15 protein-coding genes are annotated in these 18,639 nt (G+C 60.6%); 4 read left to right on the top strand and 11 right to left on the bottom strand.

Annotated features, from left to right (window positions below):
• Nucleotides 1-60 precede the first annotated feature (60 nt).
• The 10 genes from ACR52_RS06610 to ACR52_RS06565 form a co-directional block, all read right to left on the bottom strand.
• On the bottom strand, nt 61-1,626 hold the full coding sequence (locus ACR52_RS06610; protein WP_048722073.1) for a SpoVR family protein: 1,566 nt from the start codon (nt 1,624-1,626) through the stop codon (nt 61-63).
• Entirely contained in the window at nt 1,623-2,894 is a 1,272-nt protein-coding gene (locus ACR52_RS06605) for a YeaH/YhbH family protein (protein WP_015886179.1), read from the bottom strand. The genes ACR52_RS06610 and ACR52_RS06605 overlap by 4 nt, the downstream gene beginning before the upstream one ends.
• Nucleotides 2,895-3,007: 113 nt before the next feature.
• The gene (locus ACR52_RS06600) at nt 3,008-4,930 is read right to left on the bottom strand and encodes a PrkA family serine protein kinase (RefSeq protein WP_048722062.1); all 1,923 of its coding nucleotides are present in this window, start codon (nt 4,928-4,930) and stop codon (nt 3,008-3,010) included.
• Between the two features lie 285 nt (nt 4,931-5,215).
• The gene (gene glpE, locus ACR52_RS06595) at nt 5,216-5,545 is read right to left on the bottom strand and encodes a thiosulfate sulfurtransferase GlpE (protein ID WP_048722058.1); all 330 of its coding nucleotides are present in this window, start codon (nt 5,543-5,545) and stop codon (nt 5,216-5,218) included.
• A 32-nt stretch (nt 5,546-5,577) separates the two neighbouring features.
• Complete coding sequence (locus ACR52_RS06590) at nt 5,578-6,429, bottom strand: symmetrical bis(5'-nucleosyl)-tetraphosphatase (RefSeq protein ID WP_048722056.1); 852 nt, start codon at nt 6,427-6,429, stop codon at nt 5,578-5,580.
• The gene (apaG, locus tag ACR52_RS06585; RefSeq protein ID WP_048722054.1) at nt 6,429-6,809 is read right to left on the bottom strand and encodes a Co2+/Mg2+ efflux protein ApaG; all 381 of its coding nucleotides are present in this window, start codon (nt 6,807-6,809) and stop codon (nt 6,429-6,431) included. The genes ACR52_RS06590 and apaG overlap by 1 nt, the downstream gene beginning before the upstream one ends.
• 175 nt (nt 6,810-6,984) lie before the next feature.
• Nucleotides 6,985-7,797 (bottom strand): 16S rRNA (adenine(1518)-N(6)/adenine(1519)-N(6))-dimethyltransferase RsmA, encoded by an 813-nt coding sequence (gene rsmA, locus ACR52_RS06580; RefSeq protein ID WP_048722052.1) that lies wholly within the window; start codon nt 7,795-7,797, stop codon nt 6,985-6,987.
• Nucleotides 7,794-8,783 (bottom strand): 4-hydroxythreonine-4-phosphate dehydrogenase PdxA, encoded by a 990-nt coding sequence (pdxA, locus tag ACR52_RS06575; protein ID WP_048722049.1) that lies wholly within the window; start codon nt 8,781-8,783, stop codon nt 7,794-7,796. Before pdxA ends, rsmA begins: the two co-directional genes overlap by 4 nt.
• Nucleotides 8,780-10,120, bottom strand: a complete 1,341-nt coding sequence (locus ACR52_RS06570) for a peptidylprolyl isomerase (protein ID WP_048722046.1) — start codon at nt 10,118-10,120, stop codon at nt 8,780-8,782. The genes pdxA and ACR52_RS06570 overlap by 4 nt, the downstream gene beginning before the upstream one ends.
• Nucleotides 10,095-12,869 carry an LPS-assembly protein LptD gene (locus tag ACR52_RS06565; protein ID WP_048722044.1) on the bottom strand — a complete coding sequence of 925 codons (2,775 nt, stop codon included), beginning with the start codon at nt 12,867-12,869 and terminating at the stop codon, nt 10,095-10,097. The genes ACR52_RS06570 and ACR52_RS06565 overlap by 26 nt, the downstream gene beginning before the upstream one ends.
• 130 nt (nt 12,870-12,999) lie before the next feature.
• On the opposite strand from ACR52_RS06565, the gene ACR52_RS06560 reads away from it, so the two are divergent.
• From ACR52_RS06560 to ACR52_RS06550, 3 genes are read left to right on the top strand one after another with little or no spacing between them, the layout of a single operon-like run.
• Nucleotides 13,000-14,025 carry an aminoglycoside phosphotransferase family protein gene (locus ACR52_RS06560; protein WP_048722042.1) on the top strand — a complete coding sequence of 342 codons (1,026 nt, stop codon included), beginning with the start codon at nt 13,000-13,002 and terminating at the stop codon, nt 14,023-14,025.
• Entirely contained in the window at nt 14,022-14,696 is a 675-nt protein-coding gene (gene murU / locus ACR52_RS06555) for an N-acetylmuramate alpha-1-phosphate uridylyltransferase MurU (RefSeq protein WP_048722039.1), read from the top strand. The genes ACR52_RS06560 and murU overlap by 4 nt, the downstream gene beginning before the upstream one ends.
• 1 nt (nt 14,697) lies before the next feature.
• Nucleotides 14,698-15,465: a TerB family tellurite resistance protein gene (locus ACR52_RS06550; RefSeq protein ID WP_048722036.1), complete on the top strand. Its 768-nt coding sequence runs from the start codon at nt 14,698-14,700 to the stop codon at nt 15,463-15,465.
• Between the two features lie 119 nt (nt 15,466-15,584).
• Here ACR52_RS06550 and ACR52_RS06545 read toward each other — a convergent pair whose 3' ends face one another.
• On the bottom strand, nt 15,585-16,559 hold the full coding sequence (locus ACR52_RS06545; protein WP_048722034.1) for an alpha/beta hydrolase family protein: 975 nt from the start codon (nt 16,557-16,559) through the stop codon (nt 15,585-15,587).
• A gap of 77 nt (nt 16,560-16,636) precedes the next feature.
• Between ACR52_RS06545 and ACR52_RS06540 the strand changes: the two genes are divergently transcribed.
• Entirely contained in the window at nt 16,637-18,631 is a 1,995-nt protein-coding gene (locus tag ACR52_RS06540; RefSeq protein WP_048722031.1) for a sensor histidine kinase, read from the top strand.
• The last annotated feature ends 8 nt before the right edge of the window (nt 18,632-18,639 follow it).

The following is an 18,639-nucleotide window of genomic DNA, read 5'->3' as shown; positions in this document are numbered from 1 at the left end:
AAAGCCTCCATTAGCGCCACAGGATACCGCCTGTGCCTGGCCAGTGGAGGCTTTGCTGCTTCAGAGGTGAACGACGGCCAGGTCCAGGCGGCCGTAGTCGTTGTCGTTGTGATCGCTACGCGGTGGGACATGGTGGGTCTTCATCACCTGATCGCCCTGCAGGGTTTCCAGATGGATATCAAAGCCCCACAGCCGATGCAGATGCTTGAGTACTTCCTCCGTGGATTCGCCCAAGGGTTTGCGGTCGTGCTGCTGGTGTCGCAGGGTCAGCGAGCGGTCGCCGCGCACATCGATGCTGTAGATCTGCACGTTGGGTTCGCGGTTGCCCAGGTTGTACTGCGCCGCCAGGGTTTCGCGGATGGTGCGGTAGCCGGGTTCATCGTGGATGGCTGGTACCAGCAGGTCATCCTTGAGGTCGTCGTCCATGATGCTGAACAGCTTGAGGTCACGAATTACCTGGGGTGACAGGTACTGCAGGATAAAACTCTCGTCCTTGAAGCTGCTCATGGCGAACTTGATGGTCGACAGCCAGTCGGTGCCGGCGATTTCCGGGAACCAGCGGCGGTCCTCTTCGGTCGGGTGTTCGCACATGCGCCGGATGTCGCGGTACATGGCAAAGCCCAGCGCATACGGGTTGATGCCGCCGTAATACGGGCTGTCGAAGCCGGGTTGGAACACCACGCTGGTGTGGGAGGTGAGGAACTCCATCATAAAACCGTCGGTGACCAGGCCTTCGTCGTACAGGTCGTTCATCAGCGTGTAGTGCCAGAACGTCGCCCAGCCTTCGTTCATCACTTGGGTCTGGCGCTGTGGATAAAAATACTGGGCGATCTTGCGCACGATACGCACGATTTCCCGTTGCCACGGCTCCAGCAGCGGCGCGTGTTTTTCCAGAAAATACAGGATGTTTTCCTGGGGTTCGGCGGGGAAGCGTGCGTTGTCCTTGTCGCTGTTTTTACCCGCGCGTTTGGGAATGGTGCGCCACAGGTCGTTGATCTGCTTCTGCAGGTGCTCCTCGCGTTCTTTCTGGCGCAGGCGTTCTTCTTCGGCGGAAATCGGATAAGGGCGTTTGTAACGGTCGACACCGTAGTTCATCAGGGCATGGCAGGAATCGAGCAGGTCCTCCACCGCATCGATGCCGTGGCGCTCCTCGCATTGCATGATGTACTGCTTGGCAAACACCAGGTAATCGATGATCGAGCTGGCATCGGTCCAGGTGCGGAACAGGTAGTTGCCCTTGAAAAAGCTGTTATGCCCATAGCAGGCGTGTGCCACCACCAGCGCCTGCATGCAGATGGTGTTCTCTTCCATCAAGTACGCGATGCACGGGTCGGAGTTGATGACGATCTCGTAGGCCAGGCCCATCTGGCCACGGCTGTAGGACTTCTCGGTGCTGAGGAAGTGTTTACCGTAGGACCAGTGGTGGTAACCCAGCGGCATGCCTACCGAGGCATACGCATCCATCATCTGTTCGGCGGTGATCACTTCTATCTGATTGGGATAGGTATCCAGGGCATAACCCGCCGCGATGCGGCTGATTTCCCGGTCATAGGCCTGGATCAGTTCAAAGGTCCACTCCGACCCTGTGGAGATGGGTTGACGCTTATTCTCTTTTTTGGCGGTCATGTCACTAACCTGCGCTGGAAGAGTTCACGGAAGACCGGGTAGATATCGCCGGCCGAGACCAGTTGCTGCTGGGCGAACGTATCGGCAAAGGCTTCGCCGATGCGCTCGTATTCGAACCACAGGGCCTGGTGCTCACGAGGGGTAATTTCAACGTAAGTGTAGTACTGCACAAACGGCATGATCTGGTTGATCAGGATGTCGCGGCAGATTGGCGAGTCGTCATTCCAGTTGTCCCCGTCAGAGGCCTGGGCCGCGTAGATGTTCCACTCGTTGGCCGGGTAGCGCTCGGCCATGATCTCCTGCATCAGCTTCAAGGCGCTGGAGACGATGGTGCCGCCAGTTTCCCGCGAGTAAAAGAACTCCTCTTCGTCCACTTCCCGGGCGCTGGTGTGGTGGCGGATAAACACCACGTCGATCTTGTCGTAGTTTCGCTTCAGGAACAGGTACAGCAGGATAAAGAAGCGCTTGGCGATGTCCTTGGTGGCCTGGGTCATGGAGCCGGACACGTCCATCAGGCAGAACATCACGGCCTTGGAGCTGGGGTTGGGTTGCTTGACCAGCAGGTTGTATTTCAAGTCGAAGGTGTCGAGGAACGGCACGCGATGAATCCGCGCGCTGAGTTTCTCGATTTCCGCCTCGATTTCCTGGATATCGCCGAAGTTGTCCGGTTCTTCGCGTTTCAAGCGTGCCAACTCTTCTTTGGCATCTCTCAACTTGGCGCGGCTGCTGCCCGACAAGGCGATTCGCCGCGCATGGGCTGAGCGCAGCGTGCGGATGATGTTGATGCGCGACGGATTGCCTTCGTTACTGATCCCCGCGCGCACCGTCTTGAAGGTGTCGGTGCCGGTGAGGTTGCGCTTGACCAGGTTGGGCAGCTCCAGATCCTCGAACATGAATTCGAGAAACTCTTCCTGGGTGATCTGGAACACGAACTCGTCCATGCCTTCGCCGGAGTTGCCCGCCTTGCCAGGGCCTTTGCCGCCGCCACCACCTTGGGGGCGCTGGATATGTTCGCCGGTGGTGAATTCCTTGTTGCCGGGGTGCACGACGGTCTGTTTACCGCCCCGGCCGTGGTGCAGCACCGGCTCGTCGATGTCCCGTCCGGGAATGCTGATTTGCTCGCCATGCTCCATGTCGGTAATGGAGCGGCGGCTGACGGCCTCTTCAACGGCCTTTTTGATGTGGTCACGGTAACGCCGCAGGAAACGCTGGCGGTTTACCGTGCTCTTGTTCTTGCCATTGAGGCGTCGGTCGATCACATAGCTCATGAGGAGCCCTCCGGGCAGCTTCACGTTACAAGCTTCAAGCCGCGAGCTGGAAGCTTAAGGACAAGCGGTCAGCTGCCAGGCCAAAAGCCTGGCAGTGCACGCTTGTCGCTGCCTTACTGCGATTTGCGAACCCGCAGGTACCACTCGGAGAGCAGTCGTACCTGTTTGTCGGTGTAGCCGCGTTCGACCATTCGAGTAACGAAGTCGTTGTGTTTTTGCTGATCCTCCTTGCTGGCCTTGGCGTTGAAGCTGATGACCGGCAGCAGATCCTCGGTGTTGGAGAACATTTTCTTCTCGATGACCACCCGCAGCTTCTCGTAGCTGAGCCAGGTAGGGTTCTTGCCATTGTTGTTGGCGCGGGCGCGCAGCACGAAGTTGACGATCTCGTTGCGGAAATCCTTCGGATTGCTGATGCCGGCAGGTTTCTCGATCTTTTCCAGTTCCTCGTTGAGGGCCACGCGATTGAGGATTTCGCCGGTTTCCGGGTCGCGGTATTCCTGGTCCTGGATCCAGAAGTCGGCGTACAGCACGTAGCGGTCGAAGATGTTCTGGCCGTATTCGCTGTAGGACTCCAGGTAAGCCGTCTGGATTTCCTTGCCGATAAACTCGATATAACGCGGTGCCAGGTATTCCTTGAGGAAGCGCAGGTAGCGTTCGCGGGTTTCCGCCTGGAATTGTTCCTGCTCGATTTGCTGTTCCAGTACATAGAGCAAGTGCACCGGGTTGGCGGCAATCTCATGGGGGTCGAAGTTGAAGACCTTGGACAGGATCTTGAACGCGAAGCGCGTTGATAGGCCGTTCATGCCCTCATCCACACCTGCGTTGTCGCGGTACTCCTGGATCGACTTGGCCTTGGGGTCGGTGTCCTTGAGGTTCTCGCCGTCATACACGCGCATTTTCGAATAGATATTCGAGTTTTCCGGCTCCTTGAGGCGCGACAGCACGGTGAACTGAGCGAGCATCTTCAGGGTGTCGGGCGCGCAGTGCGCCTTGGCCAGGGAGCTGTTGAACAGCAGCTTGTCGTAGATTTTGATTTCATCGCTGACTCGCAGGCAGTACGGCACCTTGACGATATAGATCCGGTCGATGAAGGCTTCGTTGTTCTTGTTGTTGCGGAAGGTGTGCCACTCCGATTCGTTGGAGTGGGCCAGCAGGATCCCGGTAAACGGGATCGCGCCCAGGCCTTCGGTGCTGTTGTAGTTGCCTTCCTGGGTGGCTGTGAGCAGTGGGTGCAGCACCTTGATCGGCGCCTTGAACATCTCCACGAACTCCATCAGGCCCTGGTTGGCCCGGCACAGTGCACCTGAGTAGCTGTAGGCGTCGGCGTCGTTCTGTGGGAATTCCTCCAGTTTGCGAATATCGACCTTGCCCACCAGCGCCGAAATGTCCTGGTTGTTCTCGTCGCCGGGCTCGGTCTTGGCCACGCCGATCTGGTTGAGGATCGACGGGTAGAGTTTCACCACGCGGAACTGGCTGATGTCGCCGCCGAACTCGGAAAGACGCTTGGTAGCCCAAGGCGACATGATGGTGTTGAGGTAGCGGCGCGGGATGCCGAAGTCTTCTTCGAGGATCGCGCCATCTTCCGTGGCGTTGAACAGGCCAAGCGGTGACTCGAACACCGGTGAGCCCTTGATCGCGTAGAAGGGCACCTTCTCGATCAATTGTTTGAGCTTTTCGGCCAGGGATGACTTGCCGCCGCCAACGGGGCCGAGCAGGTAGAGGATTTGTTTCTTCTCTTCCAGGCCTTGGGCGGCGTGGCGGAAGTAGGAGACGATCTGGTCAATGCATTCTTCCATTCCGTGGAAGTCTTCAAAGGCCGGATACCGGCGGATCACCTTGTTGGAGAATATTCGCGACAGGCGCGAATTGTTGGACGTGTCCACCAACTGCGGCTCGCCAATTGCCAGTAGCAGACGTTCGGCGGCAGACGCGTAGGTGCTGCGGTCCTTTTTGCACAGCTCAAGATACTCCTGAAGCGTGAGTTCTTCCTGCTGTGTGGACTCGAAGCGTTGTTGGAAGTGGCTAAAAATACTCATGACGTCGTCACCTCGCTCGATACGTGGAGCCGACGCCGGATCAATCAGTCGATGCTGGCAGCCATTGGTGATCGCCAATGGCTGTTTTCCCCCCAGAACACCCTGAAACGCTACCGATGACCCGTACGCCGGTGTACCGGCTCTCCCCTGATTCGGATGGCCTGCGCTTAAGGATAGTTCGGAATCCGGGAGATCAAGGCGCGATGCGCAATTAGTTTGGGCGCGCCGTTCGTCAGAATCGGCGCGAGCCCAAGCGTCACGCGGGGTAGCGGGGTGTGAAAAAATTTATTGCGAATCGCCGGAGGCAATTTCGGCAGGATAGGTCGTGCGCCACAGCTCAAAGCCGCCGTCCAGGCTATAGACGTCACAGAAGCCCTGGCTGATCAGATAGGCCGCTGCGCTCTGGCTGGAGTTGCCGTGGTAGCAGGCCACGATCACCGGCGCGTCAAGGTCGGCGGCGCGGATGAAGTCGGCGATGTTGACGTTGTCCAGGTGCTGGGCGCCGGTGATGTGGGCGGCTGCATAGGTAGGCTGGTCACGGATATCGACAACGACCGCGCCTTGTTCGCGCAGGGCCTGGGCTTGTTCGGGTGGGATACGTTTGAATTCGCTCATGGCGGGCTCCTTGGCTTGGTTGCAGGCGGCGTCTAGTGCTTGGCGACAGCCGGCAGTGTAACGGGAAGAGGGGACTCGCACTGGCAGCTCAGGCGCTCGCCGGTGTCGATGTTCATCAGGGTCATGGCACCGCCCCACACGCAACCGGTGTCGAGGGCGAACACGCCGGGCTCATCGCACTTGCCTTCAAGGGCTGCCCAATGACCGAAGATGATCTTCGTGTCACGGGTCTTGCGTTCCTTGTGGGCGAACCATGGCTTATAGCCGGGCAGTGCGGTGTCGGCGCCTTCCTTGCTCTTGAGGTCCAGCTTGCCTTCGGCGGTGCAGAAGCGCATGCGCGTGAAGTAGTTGGTGATCACGCGCAGGCGGGCGACGCCGGTGAGGTCGTTGTCCCACTTCACGGGCTCGTTGCCGTACATGCCGTCGAGGTAGGCGGTGTACAGGCTGTCGTCGGCCAGGGCGGTTTCGACTTCGGCAGCGCACTTGAGGGCTTTCTTCAGCGTCCACTGGGGTGGAATGCCGGCGTGGACCAGAGCCATGTTGCGGCCTTCGTCGTAATGCATGATTTTCTGCTGGCGCAGCCAGTCAAGCAATTCGGCGCGGTCTGGCGCTTCGAGGATTTCCCGCAGGGTGTCGCCCTTTTTCAGGCGCTCGATGTTATTGCCGGCCGCGAGCAGGTGCAGGTCGTGGTTGCCCAGTACGCATACCAGGGAATCACGCAGGCTATATAAGTAGCGCAAGGTCTCCAGGGACTCGGGGCCACGATTGACCAGGTCGCCCACCAGCCACAGACGATCGTTCACCGGGTCGAAGGCCACGCGTTCGAGCAGGCACTTGAGGGGTTCCAGGCAGCCTTGCAGGTCGCCGACGGCGTACGTCGCCATCAGTGCAGGGCTCCGGGCACGGCTAGGCGGAAGGGCGCGATGATGGCGTCGAAATGCTTGCCGTCGTCAGCGAGCATCTGGTAGCTGCCCTGCATGTTGCCGACGCGGGAGGTCATGACAGTGCCGCTGCTGTAGGTGTGGCTTTTGCCGGGGCCGATCAGCGGTTGTTGGCCGACCACGCCGGCACCCCGTACTTCCTCGACCTGGCCGTCACCATCGGTGATCACCCAGTGGCGCGACAGCAGCTTGGCGGGGAGTTCGCCGTTGTTTTGCACGGTTACGGTGTAGGCGAACGCAAAACGGTTCTGGTCAGGTTGCGATTGTTCCGCCAGGAAGCGGGTGACGACGCTGACGTCGATCTGGTAGCGAGGATCGGACATACAAGAGGCCTTAAAAGCAAAAGCGGAGGACAGCAGATGCGGGTCAGTCTAGGCCATGAGGCGGGCACTAGGCCAGACATGCTGTCCGGCCTCTGTAGGAGTAGGCTTGCCAGCGATGGCGATAATGAGGATGCCATCGCCGGCAAGAGCTAGGCGTCCTCCCAGCTCCTACAGTTTACTCCGGAGCCGGAGTAGGCTGGATGGCGAGCTGGTCGGCCAGGCGCACGAACGCCGCCAGGTCCAACTGCTCGGGGCGCAAGCTGCCGTCGACGCCGGCGGCTTCGATTTCGGCGTTGCTCAGCAGCGCCTTGAGCGTGTTACGCAGGGTCTTGCGGCGTTGGTTGAACGCTTCGCGCACCACGCGCTCCAGCAATTTGTGATCCTTGGCCGGGTGAGGCAGCACGGCGTGCGGCACCAGGCGCACGATGGCCGAGTCGACCTTCGGCGGTGGGTTGAACGCGCCCGGTCCGACGTTGAACAGGTGTTCCACGCGGCAGTGGTACTGGACCATGATCGACAAACGACCCCAATCACCACCGCCAGGACCGGCCGCCAGGCGCTCCACCACTTCCTTTTGCAGCATGAAGTGCATGTCGCGGATGATCCCTGCGTTGTTCAGCAGGTGGAAAATCAGCGGGGTAGAGATGTTGTACGGCAGGTTGCCGACCACTCGCAGGCTATTAGGCGCAGCGTTAAGGGTGTTGAAGTCGAACTTCAGCGCATCGCCCTGATGCAGGTTGAAGTTGGGCATGCCGGCGAACTGCTGGTTGAGGATCGGGATCAGGTCCTTGTCCAACTCAACCACGTCCAACTGGCCGCCGCTGTTCAGCAGGCCTTGGGTCAGTGCGCCCTGGCCCGGGCCGATTTCCAGCAGACGGTCTTCGGGTTTCGCGTGGATGGAGCGCAGGATGCGGTCGATCACGCCAGCGTCGTGCAGGAAGTTTTGCCCGAAGCGCTTGCGCGCCCGGTGTTGGTAATGCTCGGTCATATACGGGTCTCGGCCATCTGATAGGCGGTTTCCAGGGCCACGTGCAGGCTGCCGGTATCGATCTTGCCGCTGCCCGCCAGGTCCAGGGCGGTGCCATGGTCGACGGAGGTGCGGATGATCGGCAAGCCAAGTGTCACGTTGACTGCGGCGCCGAAGCCTTTGTATTTCAGCACCGGCAGCCCCTGGTCATGGTACATCGCCAGCACTGCGTCGCAGTGCTCCAGATATTTGGGGGTAAACAGAGTATCTGCAGGCAGTGGGCCACGCAGGTCCATGCCTTCTTGGCGCAGACGCTCCAGGGTTGGTTCGATGATGTCGATTTCTTCATGGCCCAGGTGGCCGCCTTCGCCGGCGTGGGGGTTAAGCCCACAGACCAGGATGCGCGGCTGGGCAATACCGAATTTCTGTTGCAGGTCGGCGTGCAGGATGCGTGTGACACGCTCCAGGCGCTCGACGGTGATGGCATCGGCAATATCGCGTAGCGGCAGGTGCGTGGTCACTAGGGCGACACGCAGGCCGCGCGTGGCCAGCATCATCACCACTTGGGCAGTGTGGGTCAGCTCGGCGAGGAATTCGGTATGCCCGGAAAAGGCGATGCCGGACTCGTTGATCACGCCCTTGTGCACCGGCGCGGTGATCATCCCGGCGAAGTCGCCGTCGATGCAGCCTTGCCCGGCGCGGGTCAGGGTTTCCAGCACAAAGGCCGCGTTGGCCTTGTTCAGTTGCCCTGCAACCACCTTGGCCTGCAGTGGGGTATCCCACACATACAGGCTGCCCGCCGGTGCCGGCACGTCAGGCCAGTGACCCGGCGCAACATCCAGCAGGGTGACGACCACGCCCAGTTGCGCGGCCCGCTCAAGGAGCAGGTCGCGGCTGGTAATGGCGATCAGGGGGTGTGGCTGGGGTTGCGAGGCGAGCAGCAGGCACAGGTCTGGACCAATGCCGGCCGGCTCGCCGGGTGTCACCGCGAAACGCTGGGGTTTCACTGAGTTGCCTGGTCGGTGCCTGTTTGCTCGGCGCCTGGCAGCTTGTTTTCCACGTAGGCTTCGTCACGGATCTGACGCAACCAGGTTTGCAGCTCTTCGTCGTACTTGCGGTTACGCAGCACGGTCAACGCTTGTTGCTCGCGGGCCTGGCTGGTGTTGTCGGTGGCGCGACGGCCAAGGACTTCCAGGACATGCCAGCCGTATTGAGTCTTGAACGGCTTGGACAGAACGCCTTGCGGAGTCTCTGCCATCACTTGCTGGAACTCAGGCACCAAGGCTTTCGGGTCGATCCAGTTCAGGTCGCCGCCGTTGAGGGCGGAACCCGGGTCTTCCGAGAAGCTTTTGGCCAGGGTGGCAAAGTCTTCACCGCTTTCGATGCGGTCATAGATCTTCTGGGCCAGTTCCTTGGTTTGCGCTTCGGTGCGGATTTCGCTTGGTTTGACCAGAATATGACGAACATGTACTTCGTCTTTCAGCGAGGTCTCGCCGCCGCGTTTTTCCAGCAGCTTGAGGATGATGAAACCCCCTGGCGTGCGGGCTGGCTGGGTAATGCCTCCCACTTCCATGGCGCTCAGCTCACGGTCAAACGGAGGTGGCAATTGAGCGGCTTTACGCCAGCCCATGTCACCGCCTTCGAGGGCGTTGTCGCTGCCGGACTGGGCGATTGCCATTTGGGCGAAATCGGCACCGGCCTTGAGGCGATCATAGACAGCCTGGGTTTTTGCTGCGGCGGCATTGAGCTGCTCGGCGTTGGCGCTGTCCGGGGTCGGGATCAGGATATTGGCCAGGTGCAGTTCTTCGGAAAGCTGCATCTTGCCCAGGTCCGAGGCCAGGAAGTTTTTCACTTCCTGTTCGGACACCTGAACCCGCTCGGCCACACGGCGCTGACGCACACGGCTGATGATCATTTCGCGGCGGATCTGGTCACGCGCGTCCTCATAGGACAGGCCGTCGCGTGCAAGGGCGGCGCGGAACTGGTCAACGCTCATGTTGTTGCGCTGAGCGATGGTGCCAACCGCCTGGTTCAGTTCTTCGTCCGAAATACGGATGCCGGAACGATCGCCGATCTGCAGTTGCAGGTTTTCAACGATCAGGCGCTCCAGCACCTGTTGGTCCAGGACGCTGGTAGGTGGCACGCCGCCGCCACGTTTGGCGATGGTCTGCTGAACTTCCTTGACCCGTTGGTCCAGTTGGCTCTGCATGATCACGTCGCTATCGACGATGGCCACGACCTTGTCCAGCGGTTGAACCGCAGCGTGTGCCGATGCGGTACCCAGGAACAGCGCGCCCAGCATCAGCGGGCGCAGACAATCAGAAAGCTTGATCTTCACGTTCACGATAACCTTGAATGCCTTTGTCGAGGAAGCTCTCTACCTTGGCGCCGGTCAGGCCGCCGAGTCCTTTGAGGACGACTTGGAAGAAGAGCCCGTGGTCACCCTTTTCGTTAAGCGGGGCGATCTGGCTGTATTCGTCGTTGGAAACCCAGTAACGGTTGATAACGCGCAGTTTCCAGCAGCAGTTGTCGTACTCGAAACCACCGAAGGCTTCCAGCGTACGGTTGCGGGCATAGTCATACTGCCAGCGGGTGATCAGGTTCCACTGAGGAATGATCGGCCACATCATCGAGAAGTCGTGTTGTTGGATTTTGTAGTAATCCTTCACGAAGTTCGGTTGACCTTCAGTGCCGTAGTCACCACCGAACTGCCATTTGCCGGTCAGCTGGTTGTACACCACCTGGTCGTTGCGATAGCGGTAACCGACGTTGATAACCTTGTTCGGGTTGTCTTCCGGCTGGTAGTGGAACATTGCGCTGCCGGAACGTGGGGCGTGGCTCTCGGTGTCCCAGTTGTAGTCGGCAGTGGCGCGCCAGTCGCGGTTGAAGCGGAACTCGTAGTCCAGGGCGATAGGCGATACATCGGTCTGGGCGTCGGCGCGGTCTGCGGCCACGATGCCTGGCAACTGAACCTCGCGGTCCTTGAAATACAGGGCCTGGCCGACGCTTACGCGCTGGCGTTCGAAGCCGTTTTCTTCGATCCAGCGGCTGGTGACACCCAGGGACAGCTTGTTCTCGTCGCCGATACGGTCAGAGCCGCTGAAGCGGTTGTCGCGGAACAGTGAGGAGTAGCTGAAGGAGGTCTCGCTGGTATCAAAGACTGGAATGTCACTTTGGTCTTTATTCGGTACGTAAAGGTAGAACGCACGCGGTTCCAAGGTTTGGTTATAGTCTTTTCCAAACCAATTGGTCTTGCGGTCGAAGTAAAGGCCGCTGTCTACGCTGGCGATTGGAACGGCGCGGTCTTGTGAACTCTTGAACGTTTGCCCCGCCGAGGCCATTTGCGACTTGCCTGTGCCATCAAGATCAAGGTCATACTTGGTATAAACGTACTTGAGCTTCGGCGTAACAAAGCCGTAGGTCCAGTTCATCGGGTAATCGACAGCTGGTGCGGCGTTCAAGCGAGTACCGTTGGCCCGGGTCAGGCCATTAACGTAAGTATCCAGCCGACGCGACTCCAGGCCGTTCTCATCGGTAAACATGCCGTTTTCGAGACTACGCTCAAACCGAACAGCTTCAGTCTCGTAGGTAAAGTTCAGCCCGCCCGGATGGTATGGCAGCGCACCATTAAAGGTGATCTGCGGCAACCGGTCATACGGGGTGATCTGGGAAATCGTCGCCAGCTGGTAAGCCTGGACATTCAAGCGCGCCTGATAGGAGTCGCCTCGATAGGTCACAGAACCTTGCTGATTAAGAGCGTCCTGGCTCTCAACCCCTTCCTCAAACGACTTCAAATCCTGGAAGTAGTAAGGATCGCTGATCCGGGTGTAATCCACCTGGGTCGTCAAACGCGAATCGAGCCCACCCCGATGCTGCCAATTGAGCATGTAGCGGGTTTTTTCGTAATCGGTCTGCTTGCTGCGTTCGTTGTTGTCGTCGTTCAGGTACGCGCCGCCGAACTGGCCTTCGCTGGATTTGGTGAGGTAGCGGAATTCGCCTTCCATCAGCAAGCCGCGCTTGGTCATGTATTGCGGGTACAACGTGGCGTCGTAGTTCGGTGCCAGGTTGAAGTAGTACGGCGTGACCAGGGTAAAGCCGGTTTCGCTGCCAGTACTGAAGCTCGGCGGCAGGAAGCCGGATTGACGACGATCGTCGATCGGGAAATAGATGTAAGGGGTGTAGAGGATCGGGATGTTCTTGATCCGCAACGTCGCGTTGGTGGCCGTACCGAAACCGGTGGCCGGGTTCAACGTGATGTTGTTGCCCTTGAGCTGCCAGGCGTTGCTGTCTGGCTCGCAGGTGGTGTACGTACCGTCCTTGAGACGGATGATCGCGTTCTCGGCACGCTTGGCGTACAGCGCGTTACCGCGGATGCGTGATTTGTGCATCACGTATTCGGCGTTGTCGATTTGTGCTGCACCGGTATCGAGCTGGACCTGGGCATGGTCGCCCACGATCAGGGCGCCGTTGTCGCGCAGACGGACGTTGCCGTTCAGCTCGCCACGGTTCTCGGCCTGATACAGGCTGGCTTCTTCCGACTCCAGCTGCATGCTGCCCTGGCGCATGACGACGTCACCGGCCAGGGTCGCGATCTGTTGTTCCTGCTCGTAACGAGAGACCTTGGCACCGATAAAGGTGGGCGCATCGCTCTTGTTCGTCTTGTCGTTCATGCCAGGACGAATCGGCTCGATGTACGCACCGCCACAGTAAGGACCGGTTTCGGCCAGCTGGGCTGCGGTCAGCTTATCGCGAGGCACCCAGTCCAGGTGGCTGTAGTCGGCACTGCGCGAACGCAGGCCACGGCCCTTGGATTCGGTGACCAGTGCGGTCTGAGGCACAGCTTCGGTGCTGCCGGCTTCACCTTGCGGCGTACCATTGGCAGAGGTGACGGCTGCACCGTCATGCACCGGGCGTGGTGGTAACGGGGCTGCGGCGGTTTTCGGCGCGCAATCCCAGGCACCCGAAGCAGAGACTGAGCAGTCATACTGTTCCGCGGCGACCACGAATGAGGTGGCGAAGGGTTGCATGGCCAGCAGACTGCCGGTTACCAGCAACGGAAATTTTCTACGAAACGCGGGGGATTTCAATGCCATCTTATTAGTCCGGGCTTCCTGCGTGCCATCTGCCCGCGGTGTGGGCCGCACGCCTCTCGATGGTCTGAAAAAGATGCGTGATAATAAAGCATGACCCGCTTGACGGCTAGCGCCGTCGGAGACCCTTGTAATGCCCGAGCAAGATCTACGTTTACAACAGCTGAAAGTCTGGCTGGATGAGCAGTTGCCGATCCTTTTCAACGCTCAAGGCTGGGGTGCCGTACCCCCGGCCACATTGACCGCAGCCAGCAGCGACGCGAGTTTCAGGCGCTACTTCCGTTGGGAAGGCGGTGCACAAACTTTCGTGGTGATGGACGCTCCACCCCCCCAGGAAAACTGCAAACCTTTCGTCGATATCGCCGATTTGTTGGCGAAGTCGGGCATAAATGTTCCAAAAATTTACGCAGAAGATTTGCCGCGCGGCTTTCTTTTGCTCAATGACCTGGGCAGAAAAACCTTCCTGGACGTGATTGACGAGCAAAATGCTGATCAATTGTTTGCCGACGCCATCGACGCCTTGCTGGCTTTCCAGCAGTTGCCGATGGACGCGCCGCTGCCCAGTTATGACGTGGCCTTGCTGCGCCGTGAGCTGGAATTGTTCCCCGAGTGGTACGTGCGCCGCCACTTAGGTGTCGAGTTCGACGCTCAGCAGCAGGCGCTCTGGCAGCGTGTCAGTGAACACCTGATCGACAGCGCCCTGGCCCAGCCCAAGGTGTTGGTGCACCGCGACTACATGCCGCGCAACCTGATGATCAGCGAGCCGAACCCCGGCGTGCTGGATTTCCAGGACGCGGTCTATGGCCCGGTGACCTACGACATCACCTGCCTGTTCAAGGATGCTTTTCTCAGCTGGCCCCAGGCCCGCGTGCGTGAATGGCAACGCGGTTACTGGGAGCGTGCCGGCAAACTGGGCATCCCGGTGCAGGCGGATTTCGAAGACTTCCTGCGCGCCAGCGACCTGATGGGCGTGCAGCGCCACCTCAAGGTCATCGGTATCTTTGCGCGTATTTGCCACCGCGACGGCAAGCCGCGTTACCTGGCGGACGTGCCGCGCTTCTTTGCTTATATAGAAGCCGTGCTCGCCGACCGCCCTGAGCTGGGTGAGCTGGGTGAATTGCTTGCCAGCCTGCGCCAGCCCGCCGAGGCAAGCGTATGAAGGCCATGATCCTGGCCGCCGGCAAAGGCGAGCGGATGCGTCCGCTCACCTTGCACACGCCAAAACCGCTGGTGCAGGCCGGCGGCAAACGCCTGATCGAGTATCACCTGGAGGCGCTGGCCAAGGCCGGCTTCACCGATATCGTGATCAACCACGCCTGGCTCGGCGAGCAGATTGAGAGCTACCTGGGCGCCGGCGCGCAGTATGGCGTGCGCATCTGCTATTCGCCTGAGGGCGAACCGCTGGAAACCGGCGGCGGGATTTTTCAGGCGTTGCCGTTGCTGGGGGATGAGCCCTTTCTGGTGGTCAATGGCGATATCTGGACCGACTACGATTTCACCCAGCTACAGCGACCGCTCCAGGGCCAGGCCCATTTGGTGATGGTCGACAACCCGGCGCATCACCCCTCGGGCGGTGATTTTTATCTGAAGCAGGACGTGCTTCATGATGCGGCGCCCGGTGCCGATAACCTGACCTTCAGTGGCATTTCAGTGCTCGACCCCAAATTGTTCGCGGGTTGCAGCGCCGGTGCCTTCAAGTTGGCGCCGCTATTGCGGGCGGCCATGGCGAAAGGTCTGGTCACGGGGGAACACATGAAGGGACGCTGGATAGATGTCGGCACGCTGGAACGCCTGGCGCAAGTCGAAACCCTGCTGACAGCGGGGCACTAGGATGTTGTGGCCAGGGACGCTGATCGGCGCCGGGGCTGGCTTTGCCATTGCCAGTATTCCGGGGGCCTTGTTGGGTGCGTTGTTGGGGCAGGCACTGGATCGCCGCCTGCACCTTCAAAGCTGGGCACAGTTGCGTGAGCGCCTGGGCGGGCGCCCGGCGTTACGCAATGACGAACTGCTGTTTGTGTTGCTCGGTCGCCTGGCCAAAAGCAATGGTCGGGTGGTGGATGGGCATATCCAGCAGGCGCGGCAGGAAATGCGCTCGCTGGACATGACCGAGTCAGCCCAGCGCCGGGCGATTGCGGCCTTCAATCGTGGCAAGGCCGGCTCCGACCGGGTGCGCAGCTACCTGCGCGTGCTCAAGGCACAGCCCCATGCGGCGGAGGGTGTGTTGCGCGCCTGCTGGCGGATGGTCTGGGCGGACGGCAAGGCGAGTGACGCCGAGCGCGACCTGATCGACCGTTGGGGAAAATGGCTGGGCTGGACGCCGCAACAACTCCAGGCGCTGGCCTCCGATTACGCGCCGGAGCGCAAGCCGGTGGCCAATCGTAGTGGCGCCTATCAGGAAGCGTTGCGGATTCTGGGTGTGACGCCAACCACTGAACCGACGGTGATCAAGCGCGCGTATCGGCGCCTGCTCAGCCGTCACCATCCGGACAAGATCGCCGGCAGTGGCGCCAGCCCCGCGCAAGTGCGTGAGGCCACCGAGCGAACCCGCGAACTGCATAACGCCTACGCGTTGATCCGCGAGCGGCGCGATTTTCGCTGACGAATGGAAAGTGAACAGCTGTAGGCGCTGGCTTACCGGCGGTAGCGCGGGGTCAGCAACGCAGATGTGGCTGGACGTCCGCCATCGCCGGCAAGCCGGCTCCTACACTGATCGGGTGTTCAGTCTCGAGTCGGCTGCGGACTCAGCCAACCGCGAATCCGCCGATATAATTGCTCGTGCTCGGCTGCACTGTTGCCGGGCAAGGTCTTGAGCGACACCTGCTTGTAGCCGTCATTCTTCGCACGCTTGGCGGCCTGGACCCGCTCCAGTGCGTTTTTGCGATCCTGGGCGCCGTCTTGATAGAACACATCCGCCGTGGGCAGTTTCAAGGTCGGGGCCAGTTGTTGCAGGTCCGGCTGGCGACCCGGGGGTGTCTTGCCCGCTACCATGACCAGCTTCTGCACCTGGGCCGGTTGTTTCTCGCTCACGTAACGCGCGGCCCACCAGGCGCCGGTGCCATGGCCGAGCACTACCACGCTGCGGGCGCTCTGGGTCTGGGCGAAGGCAACGGCGGCGTCGATACGGTCGAAGATGCGCTTGGCGTCAGTCTTGTCCTGTTCATCCGCACCCGGCACTACTGCCGGGTCGGTGCCTTCGGCTTCGGCGCTGGCGGCCTGTTCGATCGGTTTGGCGGCGGTGCTGCCTTCTTTGCTGCTGGTGTCGACGGCAGCTTTCGGTGCCTCAATCACCCGTGGTGGCAAGGTGTCAACACTCACGTCGGGTAGCGACAGGCTGAGGGTGCCCCAGTTAGCGTCCGGTAATTTGCGCCGTAAAGGCGCAATTGCTTGCGGCCAGTCAGCACTTTCCCCTGCGCCCGGTACGATAATCACCACACCTTCGGGTTCGGCGGTGTTGGCCGGTTTCCACAGGGCCAGGAATGAATCGCTGCCGGCCTGCAACTGTTGCTGTTCTTCTCGTGGGATTTGCCGTTGCAGAGCGTCGGCGTCTTCCTGGCTACGCTCAGGCAAGGGTTGGCGTTCAGCCGGTTTTTCGGTGGCCGGCGCGGGGGCGTCGGCGGCCTGGACAGAAAAGGCGCTGGTAAATAGCAGCGACAGGCACAATGCTGGCAGTGCCGAACGGTTTCGATGGGGCATCGTTAATTCCCGGCCAGAAGTGATTCCAGCAGCCTAATGGGTTGGTCAGTATTTGTCAGTGATGTGAGACGTGGATCATGGTTTTTCGCTGTCTGCTGGTTATCGGCTGCTTGTGCTTTGCCTTGATGGCGAGCGCTGCGCCCACGGCTGTCGCTGTGCAAGCACAACTTGATGTGCGGCAGCGTGAGTGGCTCGCCCAACACCCGGAGCTGCGCGTGGGCCTGGTGTTGCAGGCGCCGTATGCGCAATACGATCGTCGCCTGCAGCGCTTGTCCGGGGCGAATGTCGAGTTGATGAAGTGGTTGGCCAAGGCGCTGAACATCGAGCTGACGTGGCGTAACTTTCCCAACCAGGAACAATTGGAAGCCGCCGTGCGCGACGGCGAGGTCGACATCGCACCCGGCCTGCAACAAACCCCGGCTGGCCTGCGCCTATGGTTGTTCTCCGACCCATATATGCGCGTGCCCCAGCACATCGTCGGTATCCGTGACGGTGGCGGCGCCGTTGAGCTGGAAAAGCTCGATGACCAATCCCGCGTCGCCGTGCGCATGCCCAGCGCGGTGGCCGATTACCTGCGCAGCAATTATCCCGGCCTCAACCTGCAAGGCGTGCCCATGGAGCGCCAGGCCCTGCAATTGCTGGTGAGCCAGCAGGCGCGTTATGCCGTGGTGGACGAGGCGCAGTTGAGCCGGTTGTCGGGCGAGGCGGAATTCGCCGGGCTGGCGGTGGTAGGCGATATCGGCCTGCCGCAACTGCTGCGGGTGGCGACTCGCCGCGAATGGCCGGAACTGGCGGGCATCATGCAAAGCGCCCTGCGCGCCATTCCCGCCCGCGACCTGGACCAACTGCACAGCCGTTGGCTGCAACCCAAATACCCGCGTTTATCCCAATCCCCCGGTTTGTGGCAAAACCTCAGCCTGTTGTTGGGGCTGTTCCTGCTCGCCAGCCTGGCGGTGGTGTTCTGGCAACGCCGCCACCAACGCGTGCTTGAACACAGCCTGCTGGCCGCCCGCGAAGAAAGTGCAGCGCGCGCCGCCGATGCCGAGGCCTTGCGGCTGACGCAGTTCTCTATCGATCAAAGCACCGTCGGCATCCTCTGGGTGAACTGGGACAGCCACGTGCGCTACGCCAACCTGGCCGCCGAAACCATGCTCGGCTATGACCCCGGCGCCTTGATCGAGCGGCCGCTGATCGATTTCGACCCGAGCCTGACCATGGACCGCTGGCTCAACCTGTGGAAGCGTGCGCGCGCCAGCGAAGAAGGCCCGCAAAACTTTGCCGCCGATTGCCTGCGCGCAGACGGCAGTATCCTGCCTGCCGATGTGTCCTTGAGCTTCCTGCGGTTTGCCGAGGCCGAATACCTGGTGGTCTACCTCAACGACGTCACCGAGCGTCGTCGCTATGTGGCCGCGTTGCTGCAAAGCGAAGCGCAACTGCGAGAACTGTCCGCTCACCTGGAAACCGTGCGCGAAGAAGAAAAGGCGCGCATCGCCCGCGAAGTGCACGACGAGCTTGGGCAAATGCTCACCGTGCTCAAGCTGGAAACCTCGATGTGCGAGCTGTCTTACGCGCAACTCGATCCAGGCTTGAACGAGCGCCTGAACAGCATGAAGCGCCTGATCGCCCAACTGTTCCAACTGGTGCGCGACGTCGCCACCGCACTGCGCCCGCCGATTCTCGACGCCGGGATCGCCTCAGCCATCGAATGGCAGGCGCGACGCTTCGAGGCTCGCACGCAAATCCCTTGCCTGGTGCAGGTCCCGGAGAACCTGCCGGCCCTGAGCGATGCCAAGGCCATCGGCCTGTTCCGTATTCTTCAAGAGGCGCTGACCAATGTGATGCGCCATGCCCAGGCGCATACTGTCGAGCTGACCCTGGCGGTGGAAGGCGCGCACTTGCGGCTGACCATCAGCGACGACGGCGTCGGGTTCGTCCAGGCCCAGGGCCGCCCGGTATCGTTTGGCCTGGTCGGCATGCGCGAGCGGGTGTTGATTATGGGCGGGAAGCTGACCCTGGACAGCGAATTGGGGGAGGGCACCACCCTGAGTGTCACGGTGCCGTTGGATGCATAACGATAAGA

This window comes from Pseudomonas fildesensis (genome assembly GCF_001050345.1).
Lineage (GTDB): Bacteria > Pseudomonadota > Gammaproteobacteria > Pseudomonadales > Pseudomonadaceae > Aquipseudomonas > Aquipseudomonas fildesensis.
The sequence above is the reverse complement of the archived record's forward strand: the minus strand, read 5'-3'. Positions and strand labels throughout refer to the sequence as shown.

Bases quoted from the DNA above. Each gene is read 5' to 3' on its own strand.
- ACR52_RS06610 (WP_048722073.1), bottom strand. From the start codon at position 1,626: ATGACCGCCAAAAAAGAGAATAAGCGTCAACCCATCTCCACAGGGTCG.
- ACR52_RS06605 (WP_015886179.1), bottom strand. From the start codon at position 2,894: ATGAGCTATGTGATCGACCGACGCCTCAATGGCAAGAACAAGAGCACG.
- ACR52_RS06600 (WP_048722062.1), bottom strand. From the start codon at position 4,930: ATGAGTATTTTTAGCCACTTCCAACAACGCTTCGAGTCCACACAGCAG.
- glpE (WP_048722058.1), bottom strand. From the start codon at position 5,545: ATGAGCGAATTCAAACGTATCCCACCCGAACAAGCCCAGGCCCTGCGC.
- ACR52_RS06590 (WP_048722056.1), bottom strand. From the start codon at position 6,429: ATGGCGACGTACGCCGTCGGCGACCTGCAAGGCTGCCTGGAACCCCTC.
- apaG (WP_048722054.1), bottom strand. From the start codon at position 6,809: ATGTCCGATCCTCGCTACCAGATCGACGTCAGCGTCGTCACCCGCTTC.
- rsmA (WP_048722052.1), bottom strand. From the start codon at position 7,797: ATGACCGAGCATTACCAACACCGGGCGCGCAAGCGCTTCGGGCAAAAC.
- ACR52_RS06565 (WP_048722044.1), bottom strand. From the start codon at position 12,869: ATGGCATTGAAATCCCCCGCGTTTCGTAGAAAATTTCCGTTGCTGGTA.
- ACR52_RS06560 (WP_048722042.1), top strand. From the start codon at position 13,000: ATGCCCGAGCAAGATCTACGTTTACAACAGCTGAAAGTCTGGCTGGAT.
- murU (WP_048722039.1), top strand. From the start codon at position 14,022: ATGAAGGCCATGATCCTGGCCGCCGGCAAAGGCGAGCGGATGCGTCCG.
- ACR52_RS06550 (WP_048722036.1), top strand. From the start codon at position 14,698: ATGTTGTGGCCAGGGACGCTGATCGGCGCCGGGGCTGGCTTTGCCATT.
- ACR52_RS06545 (WP_048722034.1), bottom strand. From the start codon at position 16,559: ATGCCCCATCGAAACCGTTCGGCACTGCCAGCATTGTGCCTGTCGCTG.
- ACR52_RS06540 (WP_048722031.1), top strand. From the start codon at position 16,637: ATGGTTTTTCGCTGTCTGCTGGTTATCGGCTGCTTGTGCTTTGCCTTG.